Here is a 17,860-nt window from a genome sequence, read left to right as displayed (position 1 = left end):
AAGGAGACCCCACAGGTCATGTCTGAGAACGTGCAGCTGCCGGCCCTCGGCGAATCCGTCACCGAAGGCACTGTCACCCGCTGGCTCAAGGCTGTCGGCGACGAGGTCGCCGTCGACGAGCCGCTGCTCGAGGTGTCGACCGACAAGGTCGACACCGAGATCCCGTCGCCCGTCGCGGGCGTCCTCGAGCAGATCCTCGTCCAGGAGGACGACACCGTGGAGGTCGGCGCCACCCTCGCCGTCATCGGCGACGGCTCCGGTTCTGGCGCCGCGCCGGCCGCACCGGCCGCCGAGCAGGCAGCCGCCGAGGCGCCAGCTCCCGAGCCGACGCCGGAGGAGGCCGCTCCCGCAGAGTCGCCTGCCGCCGAGTCGCCTGCCGCCGAGTCCCCCGCTCCCGCCCCAGCCGCACCTGCCGAGGCTCCCGCCCCGTCCGGTGGCGGTACCGAGGTCCCGCTGCCCGCCCTGGGCGAGTCGGTCACCGAGGGCACCGTGACGCGCTGGCTCAAGGAGGTCGGTGACGAGGTCGCCGTCGACGAGCCGCTCCTCGAGGTATCGACCGACAAGGTCGACACCGAGATCCCGTCGCCTGTCGCCGGTACCCTCCAGAAGATCCTGGTCCAGGAGGACGAGACCGTCGAGGTCGGCGCCGTGCTGGCCCTCGTCGGATCGGGCGCCGCGGCTCCCGCCGCAGAGGCGCCCGCCTCCGCGGCCCCGGCTCCCGTCCCGGATCCGGCCGCGGACTCCCCGGAACCCGCCAAGGCCGCGGCTCCGGCACCCGAGGCGCCTTCCGCACCTGAGCCCACCCCGGCTCCCGCCGCCGAGGCACCCGCAGCCCCGGCCCCGGCCCCCGCTCCCGCTGCGCCGGCTCAGGCTGCGCCGGCTCAGGCACCTGCCGCTCCGGCGGCGGCATCGACCGGTCGCACCATCGGCTCGTACCTGACCCCGCTCGTGCGCAAGCTCGCCGCGGAGAAGGGCGTCGACGTCGCTGAGGTGACGGGTACCGGCGTCGGTGGCCGGATCCGCAAGGAGGACGTGCTCGCGGCCGCCGAGGCCAAGGCAGCACCGGCTCCGGCAGCAGCAGCTCCCGCGGCGGCCAAGGCGCCGTCCGCCCCGGCCAAGCTCGAGGTGTCGCCGCTGCGTGGCACCACCGAAAAGATGTCGCGCCTGCGCAAGATCGTCGCCCAGCGGATGCTGGAGGCGGTGCAGTCGCAGGCTCAGCTGACCACGGTCATGGAGGTCGACGTCACGCGCGTCGCGCAGCTCCGGGCCAAGGCCAAGGAGTCGTTCGCCGCGCGCGAGGGCGCCAAGCTGACGTTCCTGCCGTTCTTCACCCAGGCCGCTGTCGAGGCGCTCAAGGCGTACCCGAAGATCAACGCGACCATCGACACGGAGAAGGGCGAGATCACCTACCACGGCTCGGAGAACGTCGGCATCGCCGTCGACACCGAGCGTGGACTCGTGGTTCCGGTCATCAAGAACGCGGGCGACCTGAACCTGGCGGGCATCGCCCGGCAGATCCAGGACCTCGGTGCCCGCACCCGGGCGAACAAGGTGACGCCGGACGAGCTGTCGGGCGGCACGTTCAACATCACCAACACGGGTTCGGGCGGGTCGCTCATCGACACCCCGATCGTCCCGCTGGGCCACGCCGCGATCCTGGGCACCGGCACGATCACGAAGCGGCCGGTCGTCGTGACCGACCCGGACGGCAACGAGAGCATCGCGGTGCGCTCGATGTCGTACATCTTCCTGTCCTACGACCACCGCCTGGTCGACGGCGCGGATGCCGCCCGCTTCCTGACGGCGATCAAGAACCGGATCGAGGACGGCGCGTTCGAGTCGGAGGTCGGTCTCTGACGCGGACGTTCGCTTCGCGTAGGTAGCGTCACGTAGTTGGCCGTGGCCGGTTCCGGGTTCGGAGCCGGCCACAGCTGTCTAACGGCGCCGGCCCGGCACCGCTCTGGCGGTCAGGCATAGGCCGGAGGCCCCGGGCAGGTTAGATTCACCGCATGGATGTGGTGGTTGCCGGTTCACACGGTCTCATCGGTTCCGCACTGGTCGCCGATCTCGTCGCGCGCGGGGATACCGTGCGGCGGCTGGTGCGCCGGGGCGCTGAGCCGTCCGACGGCGGCAGGCCACCCGGCGACGGAGCCACCACCGCGAGCGAGAGCGCGGCCGGTGCCGCCCTCGTCCGCGACGTCTCGTGGGACCCGCGGACCGGCGAGCTCGACCCGGCCGCGCTGGAGGGTGCGGACGCCGTCGTGAACCTGGCCGGCGCCGGGATCGGTGACCATCGCTGGACACCTGCCTACAAGCAGACGCTCCTCGGCTCGCGCACCACCACGACGAGCCTGCTCGCCCGCACGGTAGCCCGCACAGACACTCCGCCCGTGCTGGTGAACAGCTCCGCGATCGGCGCGTACGGCAGCCGTGGCGACGAGGTCCTGACCGAGGCCTCGGCGCGCGGGGACGACTTCCTCGCCGGCCTGGTCGAGGCGTGGGAGAAAGCCACCGCGCCGGCCGCAGAGGCCGGCGCGCGTGTCGTCTGGCTGCGCAGCGGTGTGGTGCTTGCGCCGTCAGGCGGTGCGCTCGGCAAGCTGCTGCCGATCCTGCGCCTCGGGGTCGGCGGCCCGCTCGGGAGCGGCCGCCAGTGGTGGAGCTGGATCACCCTTACCGACGAGATAGCGGCGATCCGCCACGTCATCGGCGCGGACGTCCGCGGGCCGGTCAACGCCGTCGCCCCCGAGCCCACCACGAACCGGGCGCTGACCCTCGCGCTCGCGCGGGCCCTGCACCGCCCGGCGATCCTGGCGGCGCCCCGGTTGGCGCTGCGGATCGCTCTGGGCCAGTTCGCCGACGACCTCGTCGCCTCCCAGCGGGTCGTGCCCGGGGTGCTCGCCAGGACCGGCTTCACCTGGACACACACGGATGCTCAGGACGCGGCCCGCTGGGTGGTGGAGGCGAACGGGGTCAGCGCACCTCGCTGACGCGCCAGCCGCCCGGAGTCCACACGAGGGTCAGGTCCGCCGACTCGTTCGAGGCAGGGACCGACGTCTCGCCGGTGTCGGACACCTGCTTGTGCGCGGTGATCGTGTAGTCGATCCGGACCACCGCCTCGATGGGCACCTTCTTGCCCGCCTGCTTGCCGCTGGCGGCATCCGACGTCTCGGTGCGCGAGGCGGTGGTCGCGTTCTGGAGAGCCGATGCCGCGCCGGGGCCCAGCGTCACGACCTCCGTCTTCTGCACCTCGGCAGACGCACCGACCACCTGCGCGCCGGTCTGCTCGAGCTCTTCAAGGATCTGCTTGTCCGCCACGTAGGCGGGCGAGCCCTCCACGTTGACCGCACCGATGTCGGACACGGCGCCTGCCAGCAGCGCCAGCCGGCGCGACGTGAGCTCGACGGCGGCACCCGCAGGGTCCTTGGCGTTGGCCACCGGGTTGACCCCGACCGCGACCGACGACGCCGCCGCCGACGGAGACGGCACGGCGACCGCCGGCTCCTCGTCTCCGAAGAGCTGAGGAGCGGCCATGGCCGCTGCCACGATGCCCGCGATGACGCCCGCTGCGATCATGCCCGTCGCGACGACGGACGCCGTGGTGGTCCGCGGCTGGGAGGCCTTCCCTGCCGCTCCTGCCGCGATGGACCGGCCCGTGAGCGGCATCGTCGCCCGACGTCGCGCCGTCACCGCCCAGCTCTTGCCGTCCACTGCCGCGATGGACCCGGTCAGCGTCCTCGCCGCGGAGCGCCACGCCGAGGGCGTGCGCGCCCCGCGCGGCACGTGGCCCGCGATGGGCACCGGACCACTGAGCGCCGCCGAGACCAGCGCCGATCCCTCGGGGAGGCGAACCGGCTCCGGCGTCACGGCCTCGTCAGCGAGCGCCGCGAGCGTTCCGGGCTCGGGCCGGTCGCGCGGGTCCTCGGCGCGGGCGCGGGCCAGTACGGCGCGCAGCGCCTCGTCGGCGTCCGAGTCCAGGCTCGGGCCGGGGAACCCGAGCACCGACTCAACGAGCGTGGCCAGGGACGGGACGTCGACCGGGTCGTCGCTGTGGTCGGGGAGCGTCACGCGGGGCCGCAGCATCGCGCTTCCGTCGGAGCGGAGCAGCACGTCCGTCGGCCGGACCCCACCGTGGACGAGGCCCACGCTGTGCAGGGCCGCGAGCGCCTGCGCGATCGCGACGGTGACGCCGGCGCCTTCCGCGGCGGTCAGGGGACCCCGCGATCCGACGGCGGTAGGCAGATCGACAGCTCCGGTACGCGACAGCCGGACGTCCAGGTTGTCCGGGCCGTTCGGGGAGATGGCGATGAGCGGCACCAGCTGGGGGTGGTCCAGTGTCGCGAGAGTGTCTAGACGGCGCACCAGGAGGGCGCGAGACGCGGCCTCCGTGGGGACGGCCACGCGGACCAGTTCCGCAGATTCGATGTAGTGCACTCGTTCATGAGAACCCCGCGCTCTGAAGCCTGCCCTTTATCCACAGGATTTGCTGAATCCGGCGCCCTGTGGGTGAGCCGCCCGAGCGCAGATTCGTCCCGGCGGTGGTGTCGGCGGCTCATACGTCGATGAGTCGCCCCTCCTTTGCGGACCTCCGGGCGGCGTCCAGCACCTCAGCGGTCCGGACGGCGTCGGCGGGGTCGACCGGGACCTCTGCCTCACCGGCCAGCCACTCGGCGACCGCCGTGTAGAAGTCCGCGTGCCCGCCGCGCGGCTGCGCCACCGCCGTCCGCTCCCTGCCGCGTACGAGCCAGCCGTGGGTGCCCTCTGGCTGTTCGCCGTCGAGCACGTCGAAGGGCGACGCGTCGCCCTCGAACGAGTTCACGAGGTAGGCGCCGCCGTCGCCGAGTACGCGCGTACGGGGTCCTGGCGCACCGACGAGGGAGCCGGCCCAGAGGCGGGAGACCACGCCCGTGGCCGGTGGACCCCCACCGAACAGGACGTCGGCGGCGGCTCGCCCTTGGACGACACCGGGCCGGCTGCCGGGAGCCGCGTGGTGCAGCACGAGGAACACGTCGTCCTCGGTGGGCGTCGAGAGTGCCCGCGTCTCCGCGTAGACCGCGACGACCGGACCGAACAGCTGGGTCGCCGAGTCCACGAGGTGGGGGCCAAGGTCGAGCAGGAGCCCGCCGCCCACGGTGTCGTTCTCCTTCCACCGCTGCTGCGGTTTGGGTCGCCACCGCTCCCAGTGCCGCTCGAAGGTGTGCACCTTGCCGAGGTCGCCCCGGTCCAGCAGGGCCGCGAGGGTGAGCTGCTCGGGGTCCCAGCGCCGGTTGTGGAACACGGTGAACGGCGTGCCCGACGACGACGCCGCGCTCACCACCCGCCGTGCCTCCGCCGCGGTGGTCGCAATCGGCTTGTCGAGCACGAACGGCTTGCCTGCCACGGACACTGCGTCGGCGTGCTCGGCGTGCAACGACGAGGGGCTGGCGATGACCACCAGGTCGTAGAGCCCGGGCTCCAGCAGCATCGACGGAAGGTCGTTGAACAGGCGCGCGCCCGGCCAGTCACCGACCGCCTGGACGCGCCGTCCGGAGTCTCGTGCGACGACGGCTGTCACCGTCATTCCCGCTGCTCGCGCCAGGCGGGCATGGATCTGCCTGCCCGCACCCCCGTAGCCGACAATTCCGATCCGAAGAGCCATGGCCCCATGGTGCCCCGCTGGGCGCGCCGACGCGAGACCACTGGTCAGGGGGTTAACCGCCGTAACCCGATTCTGGCAGACTGGGGCAACAGGTACTTTTCGCACGTTCTTAGCGGTTCCGGCCAAGTGCGTCCGGACCACACCGGCCGACAGAATGAGGGGCTCGTGTCCGCCACAGCCAAGAAGTCCAGCCAGACCCGCAAGGCCCTCCAGCTCGTGCTCGTCGCCGTCGCGGCACTGGTGCTCGCTGGCAACTTCGTCCTCAAGTCCCTTGGCGACGACGTGGCCCCCGCAGAAGGCGCCGAGGGCTCGGCGCTCGCGACGCTCGACTCGCTCACGGTGCAGGACGCCGCCACCGAGGACGGCTACGACCGCGAGGCCGACTTCGGCAGCGCCTGGCAGGACGCCGACGACAACGGCTGCGACACCCGGAACGACATGCTCCAGCGAGACCTCGAGGACTACGAGCTGTCCCCCGGCGACACGTGCGAGGTGGCGTCAGGGACGCTCGACGACCCGTACACGGGCGAGAGCATCGCGTTCGTGCGCGGGGAGAACTCCAGCGACGTGCAGATCGACCACGTGGTGGCGCTCATGAACGCCTGGACCACCGGCGCGGCGGACCTGGACCGGCCCGAGCGCATCGAGATCGCCAACGACCCGCTCAACCTGGTGGCGTCCGACGGTCCGGCGAACATGGGCAAGGGCGCGAAGGACGCCGCCGAGTGGCTGCCCGAGAACCAGGCCTACCGCTGCGAGTACGTCGCCCGGCAGGTCGCGGTCAAGGCCAAGTACGAGCTGTGGGTCACGCCCGCGGAGCGCGACGCCATGGAGGACGTCCTGACGAGCTGCCCCGCGGAACCCCTCCCGGCCTCCTGAGCGGCGCTGCGGCGCTGCTGACTCTGGTTCAGCAGGCTGTTGCGGACCATGACAAGGTCCAAAACGGTCGCCTCACGCCTGCTGAACCTCAGTCAAGAGTGTGTCGGGCGCACCGTCGCGAGCGCGACCACAGCGCCGTCCTCGGCACGGTTGTGCACAGCCTCGACGACCGCGGCGACGACGGCAGGCATTGCGGTGATCTGATCCGGGCATGCGTCCCCTCAGCCCGGTCCCTCCTGCGGTGACCAAGCTCGCCGCCCAGCAGGAAGGGCTCCTCTCGGTGCACCAGTGCCATGCGCTCGGCGTCGATCGACGTCGGATCCAACGGCTCGTCCGGGACGGCGTCTGGCGCCGCGAGGGCAACCGGGTCGTCGACACGGATCCCACCCCGCCGTCGACGAGGGTCCGGGACGACTACTTCGACCACATCCGGCGGCGGTCAGCGGTCAAGGGCATGCTCGTCCAGCCAGGGACGGCCGCGGTCGGAGCCGCCGCGCTCGCACTGCATGGTGTCGCCGGCCTCCCCCGTCACATCGATCCAGAGGTCTCGTACCCTCGGGGCGTCCGGCACAGAGGACTGGACGGCGTGATCGTGCGCCAGTACGGCAGCTTCGCATCCGAGCGGTACGGCAGCTGGCGCATCGCGAAGATCGAGCACGCCCTCGCCCAGGCGCTGCCGGGTCTGTCCCGGGACCACGCCGTCGCTGTTCTCAGCAGCGCCCTGAACAGGCGGAAGATCAGCCGGGCCGGACTCGTCAAGGTGCGCCGGCTGCTGCGCCGACGACGAGACGCGGGGCCGGCGCTCGGCTGGATCGATCTCGCGGACGGCAACGACGAGTCCCCTGCCGAGACCTTCGCCCGCCTCTCCTGCCTCGACCACGGGGTCCCGCCGGATCGCACCCAGGTCGTGTTTCACAAGGACGGACGCTTTTTGGGCCGCTGCGACCTCGGCTGGCTCCTGCGTGACGGTCGGTGGCTCGTGGTCGAGATCGACGGCGTCGCGCCACACTCGACCCACGAGGCGCTCGTCAAGGACGCGCCCCGCCAGAACCGGCTGCTGGCGACCGACCGAATCGTGCTGCTGCGCTTCAAGCCAACGGACAACGACCGGCCGGGAGGCATCGGGGCCGTCGTGGCCGCCCACATCACAGAGCTGGGCGGCCTCCCCCACCCCCACCCACCCCTGCCGGCCACCCCCATCCCCCTCTGATCGGTGCTGAGGTTGGTTCAGCAGGCGGACGGGAACCACTATCGGGCCCAGAGTGGTCGCCTCGCGCCTGCTGAACCCGGGTCAGCGCCGGCCGACCGGCCGACCCACCAGCCCGCCGGCCCGGTGACCCGGTGACCCCGCCACCGCGCGGACGTAGGGTGACTGGCATGGACATCCGCCACCTCACCGGGCACATCGGGTACCACGAGGGCTGGGACCTGCAGCGCAGCACACACGAGTCGGTCCGTTCCGAGGACTCGGCCGACACGGTCTTCTTCCTCGAGCACGCCTCGGTCTACACCGCGGGCGCACGCACGCGCCGCGACGAGTACCCCACTGACGGCACCGAGGTCATCAAGGTCGACCGCGGCGGCAAGATCACGTGGCACGGGCCGGGCCAGATCGTGGCCTACCCGATCGTCAAGCTGGCCAAGCCGTTCGACGTCGTCGAGTACGTCCGCACGCTGGAGCAGGCGGTGATGGACGTGTGCACGGCGTTCGGCGTCGACACCATGCGGGTCGAGGGGCGCTCCGGCGTGTGGGTCGCCGCCGACTCCCCCGACGCCCCAGCACCGCGGCTGGAGCGCAAGGTGTGCGCCATCGGCGCGCGCGTCGCCAAGGGCGTCACCATGCACGGCCTGGCCCTGAACTGCGACGCCGACCTGGTTGCGTTCGACCACATCGTCCCCTGCGGCATCCCGGCCGACGACGCCGACGTCACGTCCCTCACGGCCGAGCTCGGCCGACGCGTCACCGTCGACGACGTCCGGCCGCTGCTGGAGGCGGCCCTGGTCGAACGTCTGACGCCGCTGCTGGCCCGCGGCGAGACGCCGTCCGTCGTGCCGGCCGAGCACCTGCCCGGAACGGTCGCGGCGACGGCGTGACCAACACCACTGACCACCACCGGGCTGACCGCGCACACGCGGGCAGCCCCGGCATAGGCTCGGCACAACCCGCTGAACTGGGAGAGGAAACTGCGTGACCATCGCACCTGAAGGCCGACGCATGTTGCGCATCGAAGCGCGCAACTCGGCTACACCCATCGAGAAGAAGCCCGACTGGATCAAGACCCGGGCGGTGATGGGCCCCGAGTACCGCGACATGAAGTCTCTCGTCAAGGGCGAGGGCCTGCACACGGTGTGCGAGGAGGCCGGCTGTCCCAACATCTTCGAGTGTTGGGAGGACCGTGAGGCGACCTTCCTCATCGGCGGTGACCAGTGCACGCGCCGCTGCGACTTCTGCCAGATCGACACCGGCAAGCCCGCCGACTTCGACAAGGACGAGCCGCGTCGCGTCGCGGAGTCCGTGCGGACCATGGGTCTGAAGTACTCGACGGTCACGGGCGTGGCCCGCGACGACCTGGCCGACGGCGGAGCCTGGCTCTACGCCGAGACGGTCCGGCAGATCCACGCGCTCAACCCGGGCACCGGCGTCGAGCTGCTGATCCCGGACTTCAACGCCATCCCCGAGCTGCTCGACGCCGTCAACGAGTCCCGGCCCGAGGTGCTCGCGCACAACGTCGAGACCGTGCCGCGCATCTTCAAGCAGATCCGGCCCGCGTTCACGTACGAGCGGTCGCTCTCCGTGATCACCCGTGCCCAGGACGCCGGACTGGTCACCAAGTCGAACCTGATCCTCGGCATGGGCGAGACCATCGACGAGGTCAAGCAGGCCCTGCAGGACCTGCACGACGCCGGTTGCGACCTCATCACGATCACGCAGTACCTGCGACCCTCCCTGCGCCACCACCCGGTGGACCGCTGGGTGCGGCCGGAGGAGTTCGTGGAGCTGTCCGAGACCGCTGAGGAGATCGGCTTCCTCGGCGTCATGGCTGGGCCGCTGGTGCGTTCGTCGTACCGCGCGGGCCGCCTGTGGGGCCAGGCGATGACCAAGTACGGCCGTCCCATCCCCGAGGCGCTGTCGCACCTCGCACAGACGACCACCTCCCGTCAGGAGGCGGCGAGCCTGCTGGCCCGCTGATCCGGCACCCAGTCCGTCCGCAGCACACTAGAATTGACGACCATGGCCCGAACCTCGTCCGGGGGCGACGCGCGCAACGATGTAGCAGCGTCTGCCGCCAAGCAGAAGAAGCCCAAGAAGCGCCGCTGGTATCACCAGCTGTGGGACGTCTACAAGATGACCCGCAAGCAGAACCCGCTCGTCACGTGGTGGATGCTCGCCGCGTTCGTCGGGGTCGTTGCGGTAGCGCTGCTCATCGGCGTCCTGGCAGGCCCGTGGGTCTACGCACTGGTCATCGGCGTGCCGTTCGGCGTGCTCGCGGCCATGTTCGTGCTGTCCCGCAGCGCGGAGACCGCGGCCTACACACAGATCGCCGGCCAGCCCGGTGCCGCACGCGCCGCGCTCGGCACCGTCCGTGGGGGCTGGACCTTCGAGGACGAGCCCGTAGCGGTCGACGCGCGCAACCAGGACTTCGTGTTCCGGGGCGTCGGCAAGGCCGGTGTGGTGCTCGTCTCCGAGGGGCCGCCCCACCGGGTCGGCCGCCTGCTCGAGCAGGAGCGCAAGAAGGTCAGCCGCATCCTGTCCAACGTGCCGGTCACCCTGATCCAGTGCGGCGACGGCGAGGGGCAGGTGCCGCTCACCAAGGTGGCGCGCGCCGTCTCCCGGCTGAAGTCGACCCTGACCAGGGCCGAGGTCTCCGAGGTCGCCAAGCGCCTCAAGGCCATCGGCGGCGTCAAGCTGCCGATCCCCAAGGGCATCGACCCGACCCGCGCCCGCCCCGACCGCAAGGGCATGCGCGGGCGCTGACCAGCCGGCGCCGCCGACCGGCGCCCAACGGTCGACCATGGTGAGAGGGCGCCTTGCTCACTGAAGGCGCCCTCTTTGCCTGTCCACATTCGTCCGATGGACGGACGCCGCCCGGCCCGGCGCTGTGACTTCTGGCACTCTGAAGCAGCGCTGGCAGGGCCGCTACCAGCACATCTCCCCGGGATGACGCGGCCGAGAGATCCGAGAAACATCCCGGCAACAACCGGTAACCAAAGAGAAACCACCTGCCCATAGGTTCATGGCGATCCCAAGCGACCGTGCCCCAGTTCGTCACGGCATGGTCCCGACGGACTCCCCCTGAACTTATCGAGCGAGCAAGGAGCGCAGATGTTCAAGAACGCCGAGGAGGCGATCGCCTTCACCCGCAACGAGGGGGTGGAGTTCGTCGACGTCCGGTTTATCGATCTGCCGGGCGTCACGCAGCACTTCAACATCCCGGTCGAGCAGTTCGACGAGGACGCCTTCAGCGAGGGCCTCATGTTCGACGGCTCGTCCATCCGCGGGTTCCAGGCGATCCACGAGTCCGACATGAAGCTCGTGCCGGACATCACGACGGCGTTCGTCGACCCGTTCCGCAAGGCGAAGACGCTGATCGTGAACTTCTCGATCGTGGACCCGTTCACGGGTGACGCCTACGCTCGCGACCCCCGCAACATCGCGGCCAAGGCCGAGGCCTACCTGAAGTCGACCGGCATCGCCGACACCGTCTTCTTCGGTGCCGAGGCAGAGTTCTACGTGTTCGACGACGTGCGCTTCAAGACGTCCGCGAACGAGAGCTTCTACGCCATCGACTCCGTCGAGGCCGCATGGAACACGGGCCGCGTGGAGGAGGGTGGCAACCTCGGGTACAAGACCCGCTACAAGGGCGGCTACTTCCCCACCTCGCCCAGCGACCGCTTCGCGGACCTGCGTGACGACATGGTCAAGGTCCTCGGCGAGGTCGGCCTGTCCGTCGAGCGTGCGCACCACGAGGTGGGCACCGCCGGCCAGCAGGAGATCAACTACAGGTTCAACTCCCTGCTGCACGCGGCGGACGACGTGATGAAGTTCAAGTACGTCATCAAGAACGTCGCGTTCGAGGCAGGCAAGTCGGCCACGTTCATGCCGAAGCCGGTCTTCGGCGACAACGGCTCGGGCATGCACTCGCACCAGTCGCTCTGGAAGAACGGCGAGCCGCTTTTCTACGACGAGAAGGGCTACGGCGGCCTGTCCGACCTCGCCCGCTGGTACATCGGCGGCCTGCTCAAGCACGCGCCGTCGCTGCTCGCGTTCACCAACCCGTCGGTGAACTCGTACCACCGCCTGGTGCCGGGCTTCGAGGCTCCCGTGAACCTCGTGTACTCGGCCCGTAACCGCTCCGCCTCGATCCGTATCCCGATCACGGGTACGTCCCCGAAGGCGAAGCGCATCGAGTTCCGCGCGCCGGACCCGTCGTCGAACCCGTACCTGGCGTTCTCGGCGATGCTGATGGCCGGCCTGGACGGCATCAAGAACCGTATCGAGCCGCCGGCCCCGGTCGACAAGGACCTGTACGAGCTCCCGCCCGAGGAGCACGCGCAGATCGCGCAGGTGCCGACGTCGCTCGACGGCGTGCTGGACGCGCTCGAGGCCGACCACGAGTACCTCACCGCCGGTGACGTGTTCACCGAGGACCTGATCGAGACCTGGATCGCGTACAAGCGCGAGAACGAGATCGACCCGATCCGTCTGCGGCCGCACCCGCACGAGTTCGAGCTCTACTACGACATCTGAGCCTGATCGGCTAGATTCCGGGCCTCACGTGCCTTTCGAGGCCGCGTAGTCCACGAAGAGTCCACGCAAGCTGCGATCACCTTCCGGGTGGCAGCTCGCGTGGACTCTTCTGTGTCGACCTGTCCGGGATCGGTCAGGGATTCCAGTAGACGGTGCTGAAGGCGCGGTCGAAGCGACGGGCCTCCAGGTCCGCCCGCTGGATTCCCCACTGCACGTCCGCGCCTTCCCGACCACTGATGTTCGGGTTCCAGTGAGCCAGCAGCACCCAGTCCTCGACGGCGCCCGACACCGGCTCACCGTCACCCCAGCGCCCCCGCTTCACCTCGTGGACCGCGCTGCTCGCGAGGCGTTCCAGCGGGTCCGGGTCGGAGTCCTCCTGGTCCGCGTATCCGCCGACCTGCAGATGCCCGCTCCGGCCAGAGGCGTCGCACCAGACAGCGACCAGCTCCTCAGCGTTCGGGAACCCGGGAAGTGAGTGGTACGGCAGGTCCGGTTCCGTTCTGGCTCTCAGCTCGCCCTGCGGGTAGGAGTCGACGATCTTCTGGTAGTGGTCGTCGCCGGGGTAGCCCTTCCAGGTGTTCTTGTCGCGTTCCTCCACCGGCGTGCCGACCGGGACATATATGGCCTGGCCGTAGTTCCCCTCGCCGTCCGGCTCATCGAGTGAGGCGAAGAGCAGCAGAAGCCCGTCGGGCGGCAGGGGGAGGTCCGTCGCGTCCTTCGGCAGCGCGGCGAGGTCGACGGACGCGAGGTACGGGTACTCAGGGTCCGGGACCTCCGCGGGCAGCAGCAGCGGCCCGCCGAACGCGCCCGCGACCGTCCCGTCTCCGCCACCGGTGAGAACCGCGCACGGCCGGACGTTGCTGATCCACCGGTCCACCTCTTCAGCCGGTAGCGGGTCGATGTCCTCCCACGGGTACCCCTCCTCGACTGCCTGCGTACGAAAGGGAATCAGCATCTCTCGGAGCTCGTCATCCGTCACACGGGCAACCCTATTGCCCACCACCGACAGCCGCGGGAAGGTCGTGGGCCGTCGTTTGGACGGGCGGTCTTCCGCCGGCGCGTTCGAGCGTGGCCGGCCGAGCGGTCAGGCCGTCCGGCGCCGGAAGTACGCGACCGTCAGCACCGCGAGCAGCGGCCCCCAGGCCAGCAGCGGCACGTAGCAGACGAGCAGCACGACCTTCTGCACGACAGTGGGGAAGTAGAAATCGAGGGCCCCGCTGGTGGTTCCCCTCAGCACATTGACGACGGCGAACGTCCAGATCCCGGTCAGCGCGGCCGCGCCGAGGGCTGCCGGGACGGTCGCGGCGATCCGGTGGATCGGTCGTCCGCCGACGAGCGGCAGCCAGCCCGGCACCACCTCGCCCCACCGTTGGACCAGTCCGAGGGACAGCAGCGCCAGCAGCTCGGCGAAGACCGAGAGGCCGACGATCTGCACACGTTCCGAGAACGGCAGCACGATGGTGGTGTTGACGACCGGGAGCCCGGCAACCAGCGCGATTCGCCACAGGCCGGACGGAAGCGTGATCAGGGCGAGGACGTGCGCCAGCCGGTGCGCGCCCGGCGTGACGCCTGTGGCGGACCGCAGCATCGAGTCGATGGATGAGCTCATGTCGTCGATCGTTGTCGGACGCGTCCTCGAACGGATCACCCGCGCATGTGAGCCTGCTCCCCCGAACGGGTGACTCGGCGGCGGGAACTGGCTCGCCCGCTCGTCTCCTGGGATGAAGTCCGGGTGGCCGGGCGTTTCCAGCGTCAGTAGGCGACGGTGAGGTGCCTCGCGCGTCCCGGGTTCTCGACCTCGTCCAGCACCGCGACCGCGAGGTCCTCGGCCGAGATCCGCGACCGGCCGGCGCCGTCGACCAGGAGCGTCGTCGTGCCGCGGCGGTACGTACCGGTCCGCTCTCCGGGTTCGAGGACCGCCGGAGGACTGAGGTAGGTCCACGCCGCGCGGTGCCCCTCGCACGCCTGGAGCTGAGCAAGACTGGCCACGGCGCTCGACCTCCACCGGGCGGGCACGTACCTCTCGTCGTCGATGACCAGCACGCCGGGAGAGTCCGGGCTCGACAGCGGGCCAGCGCCACCGACCAGGAGCAGCGCCGTTCCCGTCGCCGCGGCGGCATCGAGCAGCACGGTCGTCGTCGCCGGAACGCTCGCCTCCTCGCCCGGACGCGGTCGGACGGCGCTCACGGCGACGTCCGCGGTACGCAGGAGCTCTCGGACCCGCACCGGGTCGCCGGCGTCCACCGAGACCGTCGCGACCGTGGCAAAGCCCTCGCCACCCACTCCGCGGGAGACGGCCACGACGTCGTGCCCGCGCACCGACGCCTCGCTCACCACGCGTCTGCCCACCATTCCGGTGGCCCCGAAGACGACGATCCTCATCGCGCGACCTCCGCGACCGCCGCCGGTGGCGCGACACGCCGGCCCCGTGGCGGGAGCTGGCCGGCGAGCACCGCCGCGAGCGCCAGCACGAGTCCGGCCACCTGGACGGGCGTCAGGGTCTCGCCGAGCACGCCGACGCCGATCCCCGCAGCGACCAGGGGTGCGAGCGGGCCGAGGAAGGCCACGGACGTGACAGGCAGCCGCCCGATGCCCCGGAACCAGAGCACGTACGCGATGAGGCCGCCGACCAGTCCGAGCCAGAGGTAGCCGAGGACGGCGGTGCCGTCGACGGCGGGCGGCGGGCCCTCGGTGAGCAGGGTGATCGGGAGCAGGAAGATCCCGCCTGCGGTCAGCTGCCAGCCGGCGGACGCGATCGGGCCGACGCCGTCGGGCCGGCCCCAGCGCTTGGTCAGGGCGACGCCGAGGGCCATGGATACCGCACCGCCGAGCCCGGCCGCGACGCCGACCGCGTCGAGCCGTGCCTCCGGCCCGAGCACGACGAGGCCGACACCCACGACACCGGCCCCGCCCCAGACCAGCTTGTGCACGGACAGGGGTTCGCCTAGCACCGGCAGCGCGAGGAGGGCCACGACCACGGGCGTGATCGCGCCGAAGGTGGCCGCCACGCCGCCCGGCAGCCGTTCGGCGGTGAGGAAGAGCAGGGGGAAGAAGAGTCCGATGTTGAGGATGCCGAGCACCGCGCTCTTCCACCACCACGATCCGCGGGGCAGCGCCCTGGTCGGGGTTGTCCCGCCGTTCCCGGCCCTGACCTGCCGGGTGACCATGCCGAGCAGCGCGCCGACGGCGATGGCGACGAGACCGGCGGGCAGGGCGCGGACGAGGCCGGCGAAGAGCGGGTACCCCGCGGGGAGCATCTCGGTGGTGACGAAGTAGGTGGTGCCCCAGACCATCGGGACGAGCGCCGTCACGACGGTGAGCGCCACCGTCCGGCTACGGCCCGAGGAGAGCATCGTGGTGGTCATGGACCTCAGTCTTCGTGGGGAACAGCCATGAGTCCAACACATCCTTTTCATGCCATCGATCGTGGTGCACGATTGATCCCATGGAGCTGCAGCAGCTGCGGTACGTCGTGGCGGTCGCCGAGACGTCGAACTTCACCAGGGCGGCGGAGCGTTGCCATGTGGTCCAGTCCGCACTGAGCCACCAGATCAAGCGGCTCGAGCACGAGCTCGGGACGCCGCTCTTCGCCCGGACCAGCCGCCAGGTCCGGCTGACGCCGGCGGGCGAGGCCTTCCTCCCCGCCGCCCGGCAGGCGCTCGAGGCCGCCGAGCGCGCCGTGGCGGACGCGGCGGCGACGGTCGGCGAGGTACGCGGCCGGCTCAGCGTCGGCGTCATCCCGACGGTCGCCGCCGTCGACGTGCTAGCTGCCCTGCGTGAGCTGCGCAACCGTTACCCGCAGGTGCGCGTCTCGCTGCGCACCGGGCCGAGCGACAAGCTGACGTCGGACGTGGCCGGCGGGCGGCTCGACGTGGCGTTCCTCGGCCTGCCGAGCACCGCTCGGCCCACGGGCGTGCGCTGCCACGAGCTGGCCCGCGACCGGCTGGTCGCCGTGCTCGCCCCGGACCATCCGCTGGCCGGCGGCCATGACCTGGATCTCGCGGGCCTCGCGAACGAGCCGTTCGTCGACTTCCCGTACGGGTCCGCCGGGCGGACCCAGACCGATCAGGCCTTCGCCCGTGCTGGTCTCAGCCGGGACGTGGCCTTCGAGGTCACCGACGCGCATCTCATGGCCCAGGTGATCCGCCACGGGCTCGCGATCGGCTTTCTCCCCTCGACCTATCTCCGGCGGGCACCCGAGCTCGCCGGGCTGGCCGTCGTCACCGTGGCGGACGCCCCGAGCCGCGTCGAGTACGTCATCTGGAGCAAGCCCGGGCCCACGCCCGCGACCCGCGCGTTCCTGACGGCGATCGGGCTCTCCGAGATTCGTGCTACTCGGATGCCATGAGGCCCTGACCGGGCTCGGATACACGCCACCGGATGGTCACTTGTTCATCCACCGGCAGCGAGGGAGCGCCAACGAGGATGTGGTCGATGAGATAGAGGATCGTCAAGCGCAAAGCCTCAGACGATGCCTGGGCTAGGTTCGTTCGCGTCAAGGCCATTGCCTCACTCACGATGTCGGGGTTCGACTCAAGGGTTCCCAGCTCGTCCAGGAAGTTTGGATCGAAACCAGATGCGGCCCGTGCCGCCTCGATTGAGCGAGCCATGATGTCGTTCTCGACTTCGAGACGGTCGACTATCTGCTCCAGTACATAGTCCTCCAAAATGTCTGCCCCTATGGAGGCATGATCGCCGTGCGTCGCCTCACTCCCTTCCATCTCCTGGGGATCATATTCGGCCATGCGAGCCCAATGCGTTGCGGCAAAGCAAGCGGTCAGCCACATGGCCTCGGGCATGTTGAGGATGACGTCACCGACCGTTGGAACGTTGACCAGGCTCTTCAGCCCGTCAGGTACGTCGTCGGATCCAAACCTGTCCGTCAGCCCGCCACTAAAATGAAGCGATTCCGGCGTAATGGGGGCTGACGCCGCGCAGAAGTCGTGGTGAGCGATCAGTCGCCGTCAGAAGCGGCCGCCGTGCGCGTCCAGGCCACGATCTGGGTCGCTCGAACCTCGACACGGTCCGCATTCTCGAACGCAGCGACGATCACCTCAAGGTGTGTGCGTCGAACGTCGCGAGCAGGTCGTTGTTCGTCACGTTCCCCATTGCCACCACCAGCAGCCGACGCGGTCGCCCATGCAACTGCTGCGATATGCGGAAGTCGGCGTCCTTGGACACCACTACGCGGTCCTCGACGTCGGCGAACGCCGTAACGTCGGTATCCGACGAATGGTTGCCTTCCGGCAACTCGATCGTGTGCTTGGCGTCGTGCCCGGCCTTGGTCAGCGCACGTGCCAGCCGCGCAGGCAACTGCGCGTCGACGAGGAACTTCACGCCGCGCTGACGGACACGACCGTGTGACCACCCGACGCGAGCGCCCCATACTCCAATGCAGCGAGCAGGTCGTCTTGCTCAAGGTCGGGGTAGTCCTCAAGAATCTCGTCTGCAGACATCCCGGACGCTATCAGTTGCAGGAGCATCTGCACCGGGTAGCGAAGCCCACGCACGACCGGCTGGCCGTGACAGACCTGCGGGTCGGACGTGATGCGATCAAGACGGGACATGTCCCTATCGTAGCCACGGCGCCTCGATCG

The 17,860-nt window shown here is 70.4% G+C and carries 18 protein-coding genes; 9 read left to right on the top strand and 9 right to left on the bottom strand.

Annotated features, from left to right (window positions below):
* The first annotated feature begins 18 nt into the window (after positions 1–18).
* Both sucB and APR04_RS02400 read left to right on the top strand, forming a co-directional pair.
* Positions 19–1,857 (top strand): 2-oxoglutarate dehydrogenase, E2 component, dihydrolipoamide succinyltransferase, encoded by a 1,839-nt coding sequence (sucB, locus tag APR04_RS02405; RefSeq protein ID WP_253867575.1) that lies wholly within the window; start codon positions 19–21, stop codon positions 1,855–1,857.
* A 152-nt stretch (positions 1,858–2,009) separates the two neighbouring features.
* Positions 2,010–2,987, top strand: a complete 978-nt coding sequence (locus APR04_RS02400; RefSeq protein ID WP_253867574.1) for a TIGR01777 family oxidoreductase — start codon at positions 2,010–2,012, stop codon at positions 2,985–2,987.
* On the opposite strand, the gene APR04_RS02395 is transcribed toward APR04_RS02400, so the two are convergent.
* Entirely contained in the window at positions 2,971–4,431 is a 1,461-nt protein-coding gene (locus APR04_RS02395; protein WP_253867572.1) for a serine/threonine-protein kinase, read from the bottom strand. The genes APR04_RS02400 and APR04_RS02395 overlap by 17 nt on opposite strands.
* 118 nt (positions 4,432–4,549) lie before the next feature.
* Entirely contained in the window at positions 4,550–5,635 is a 1,086-nt protein-coding gene (locus APR04_RS02390) for a Gfo/Idh/MocA family protein (protein WP_253867570.1), read from the bottom strand.
* 165 nt (positions 5,636–5,800) lie between these two features.
* On the opposite strand from APR04_RS02390, the gene APR04_RS02385 reads away from it, so the two are divergent.
* The 6 genes from APR04_RS02385 (at position 5,801) to glnA (ending at position 12,263) form a co-directional block, all read left to right on the top strand.
* Positions 5,801–6,514: an HNH endonuclease family protein gene (locus APR04_RS02385; protein WP_253867567.1), complete on the top strand. Its 714-nt coding sequence runs from the start codon at positions 5,801–5,803 to the stop codon at positions 6,512–6,514.
* A 211-nt stretch (positions 6,515–6,725) separates the two neighbouring features.
* Entirely contained in the window at positions 6,726–7,724 is a 999-nt protein-coding gene (locus APR04_RS02380) for a putative endonuclease domain-containing protein (RefSeq protein ID WP_253867563.1), read from the top strand.
* A gap of 167 nt (positions 7,725–7,891) precedes the next feature.
* Entirely contained in the window at positions 7,892–8,608 is a 717-nt protein-coding gene (lipB, locus tag APR04_RS02375) for a lipoyl(octanoyl) transferase LipB (RefSeq protein ID WP_253867561.1), read from the top strand.
* Between the two features lie 94 nt (positions 8,609–8,702).
* Positions 8,703–9,704 carry a lipoyl synthase gene (lipA, locus tag APR04_RS02370; protein WP_253867559.1) on the top strand — a complete coding sequence of 334 codons (1,002 nt, stop codon included), beginning with the start codon at positions 8,703–8,705 and terminating at the stop codon, positions 9,702–9,704.
* Between the two features lie 42 nt (positions 9,705–9,746).
* On the top strand, positions 9,747–10,490 hold the full coding sequence (locus APR04_RS02365; RefSeq protein ID WP_253867557.1) for a DUF4191 domain-containing protein: 744 nt from the start codon (positions 9,747–9,749) through the stop codon (positions 10,488–10,490).
* Positions 10,491–10,838: 348 nt separating this feature from the next.
* Positions 10,839–12,263: a type I glutamate--ammonia ligase gene (gene glnA / locus APR04_RS02360; protein WP_253867556.1), complete on the top strand. Its 1,425-nt coding sequence runs from the start codon at positions 10,839–10,841 to the stop codon at positions 12,261–12,263.
* Between the two features lie 133 nt (positions 12,264–12,396).
* On the opposite strand, the gene APR04_RS02355 is transcribed toward glnA, so the two are convergent.
* From APR04_RS02355 to APR04_RS02340, 4 genes are all read right to left on the bottom strand, one after another.
* Positions 12,397–13,242, bottom strand: a complete 846-nt coding sequence (locus tag APR04_RS02355; RefSeq protein ID WP_253867553.1) for a DUF1963 domain-containing protein — start codon at positions 13,240–13,242, stop codon at positions 12,397–12,399.
* A gap of 105 nt (positions 13,243–13,347) precedes the next feature.
* Positions 13,348–13,872, bottom strand: coding sequence for a hypothetical protein (locus APR04_RS02350; protein WP_253867550.1), 525 nt, complete (start codon positions 13,870–13,872; stop codon positions 13,348–13,350).
* 143 nt (positions 13,873–14,015) lie between these two features.
* Entirely contained in the window at positions 14,016–14,645 is a 630-nt protein-coding gene (locus tag APR04_RS02345) for an NAD(P)-dependent oxidoreductase (protein ID WP_253867548.1), read from the bottom strand.
* Positions 14,642–15,628 (bottom strand): EamA family transporter, encoded by a 987-nt coding sequence (locus APR04_RS02340; protein ID WP_253867547.1) that lies wholly within the window; start codon positions 15,626–15,628, stop codon positions 14,642–14,644. Before APR04_RS02340 ends, APR04_RS02345 begins: the two co-directional genes overlap by 4 nt.
* Positions 15,629–15,708: 80 nt before the next feature.
* Here APR04_RS02340 and APR04_RS02335 point away from each other — a divergent pair, with 80 nt between their 5' ends.
* Positions 15,709–16,611 carry a LysR family transcriptional regulator gene (locus tag APR04_RS02335; protein WP_253867546.1) on the top strand — a complete coding sequence of 301 codons (903 nt, stop codon included), beginning with the start codon at positions 15,709–15,711 and terminating at the stop codon, positions 16,609–16,611.
* On the opposite strand, the gene APR04_RS02330 is transcribed toward APR04_RS02335, so the two are convergent.
* The 3 genes from APR04_RS02330 to APR04_RS02320 all read right to left on the bottom strand — a co-directional run bounded on the left by APR04_RS02330 (position 16,595) and on the right by APR04_RS02320 (position 17,830).
* On the bottom strand, positions 16,595–17,062 hold the full coding sequence (locus tag APR04_RS02330) for a hypothetical protein (RefSeq protein ID WP_253867545.1): 468 nt from the start codon (positions 17,060–17,062) through the stop codon (positions 16,595–16,597). The two genes, APR04_RS02335 and APR04_RS02330, sit on opposite strands and share 17 nt — an antisense overlap.
* Positions 17,063–17,312: 250 nt before the next feature.
* Positions 17,313–17,600 carry a DUF5615 family PIN-like protein gene (locus tag APR04_RS02325; RefSeq protein ID WP_253867542.1) on the bottom strand — a complete coding sequence of 96 codons (288 nt, stop codon included), beginning with the start codon at positions 17,598–17,600 and terminating at the stop codon, positions 17,313–17,315.
* A complete protein-coding gene (locus tag APR04_RS02320) occupies positions 17,597–17,830 on the bottom strand; it encodes a DUF433 domain-containing protein (protein ID WP_253867540.1) in 234 nt (77 codons plus the stop codon). The genes APR04_RS02325 and APR04_RS02320 overlap by 4 nt, the downstream gene beginning before the upstream one ends.
* Positions 17,831–17,860: the final 30 nt, after the last annotated feature.

It is taken from the genome of Promicromonospora umidemergens (assembly GCF_024171995.1).
Lineage (GTDB): Bacteria > Actinomycetota > Actinomycetes > Actinomycetales > Cellulomonadaceae > Promicromonospora > Promicromonospora umidemergens.
The sequence above is the reverse complement of the archived record's forward strand: the minus strand, read 5'-3'. Positions and strand labels throughout refer to the sequence as shown.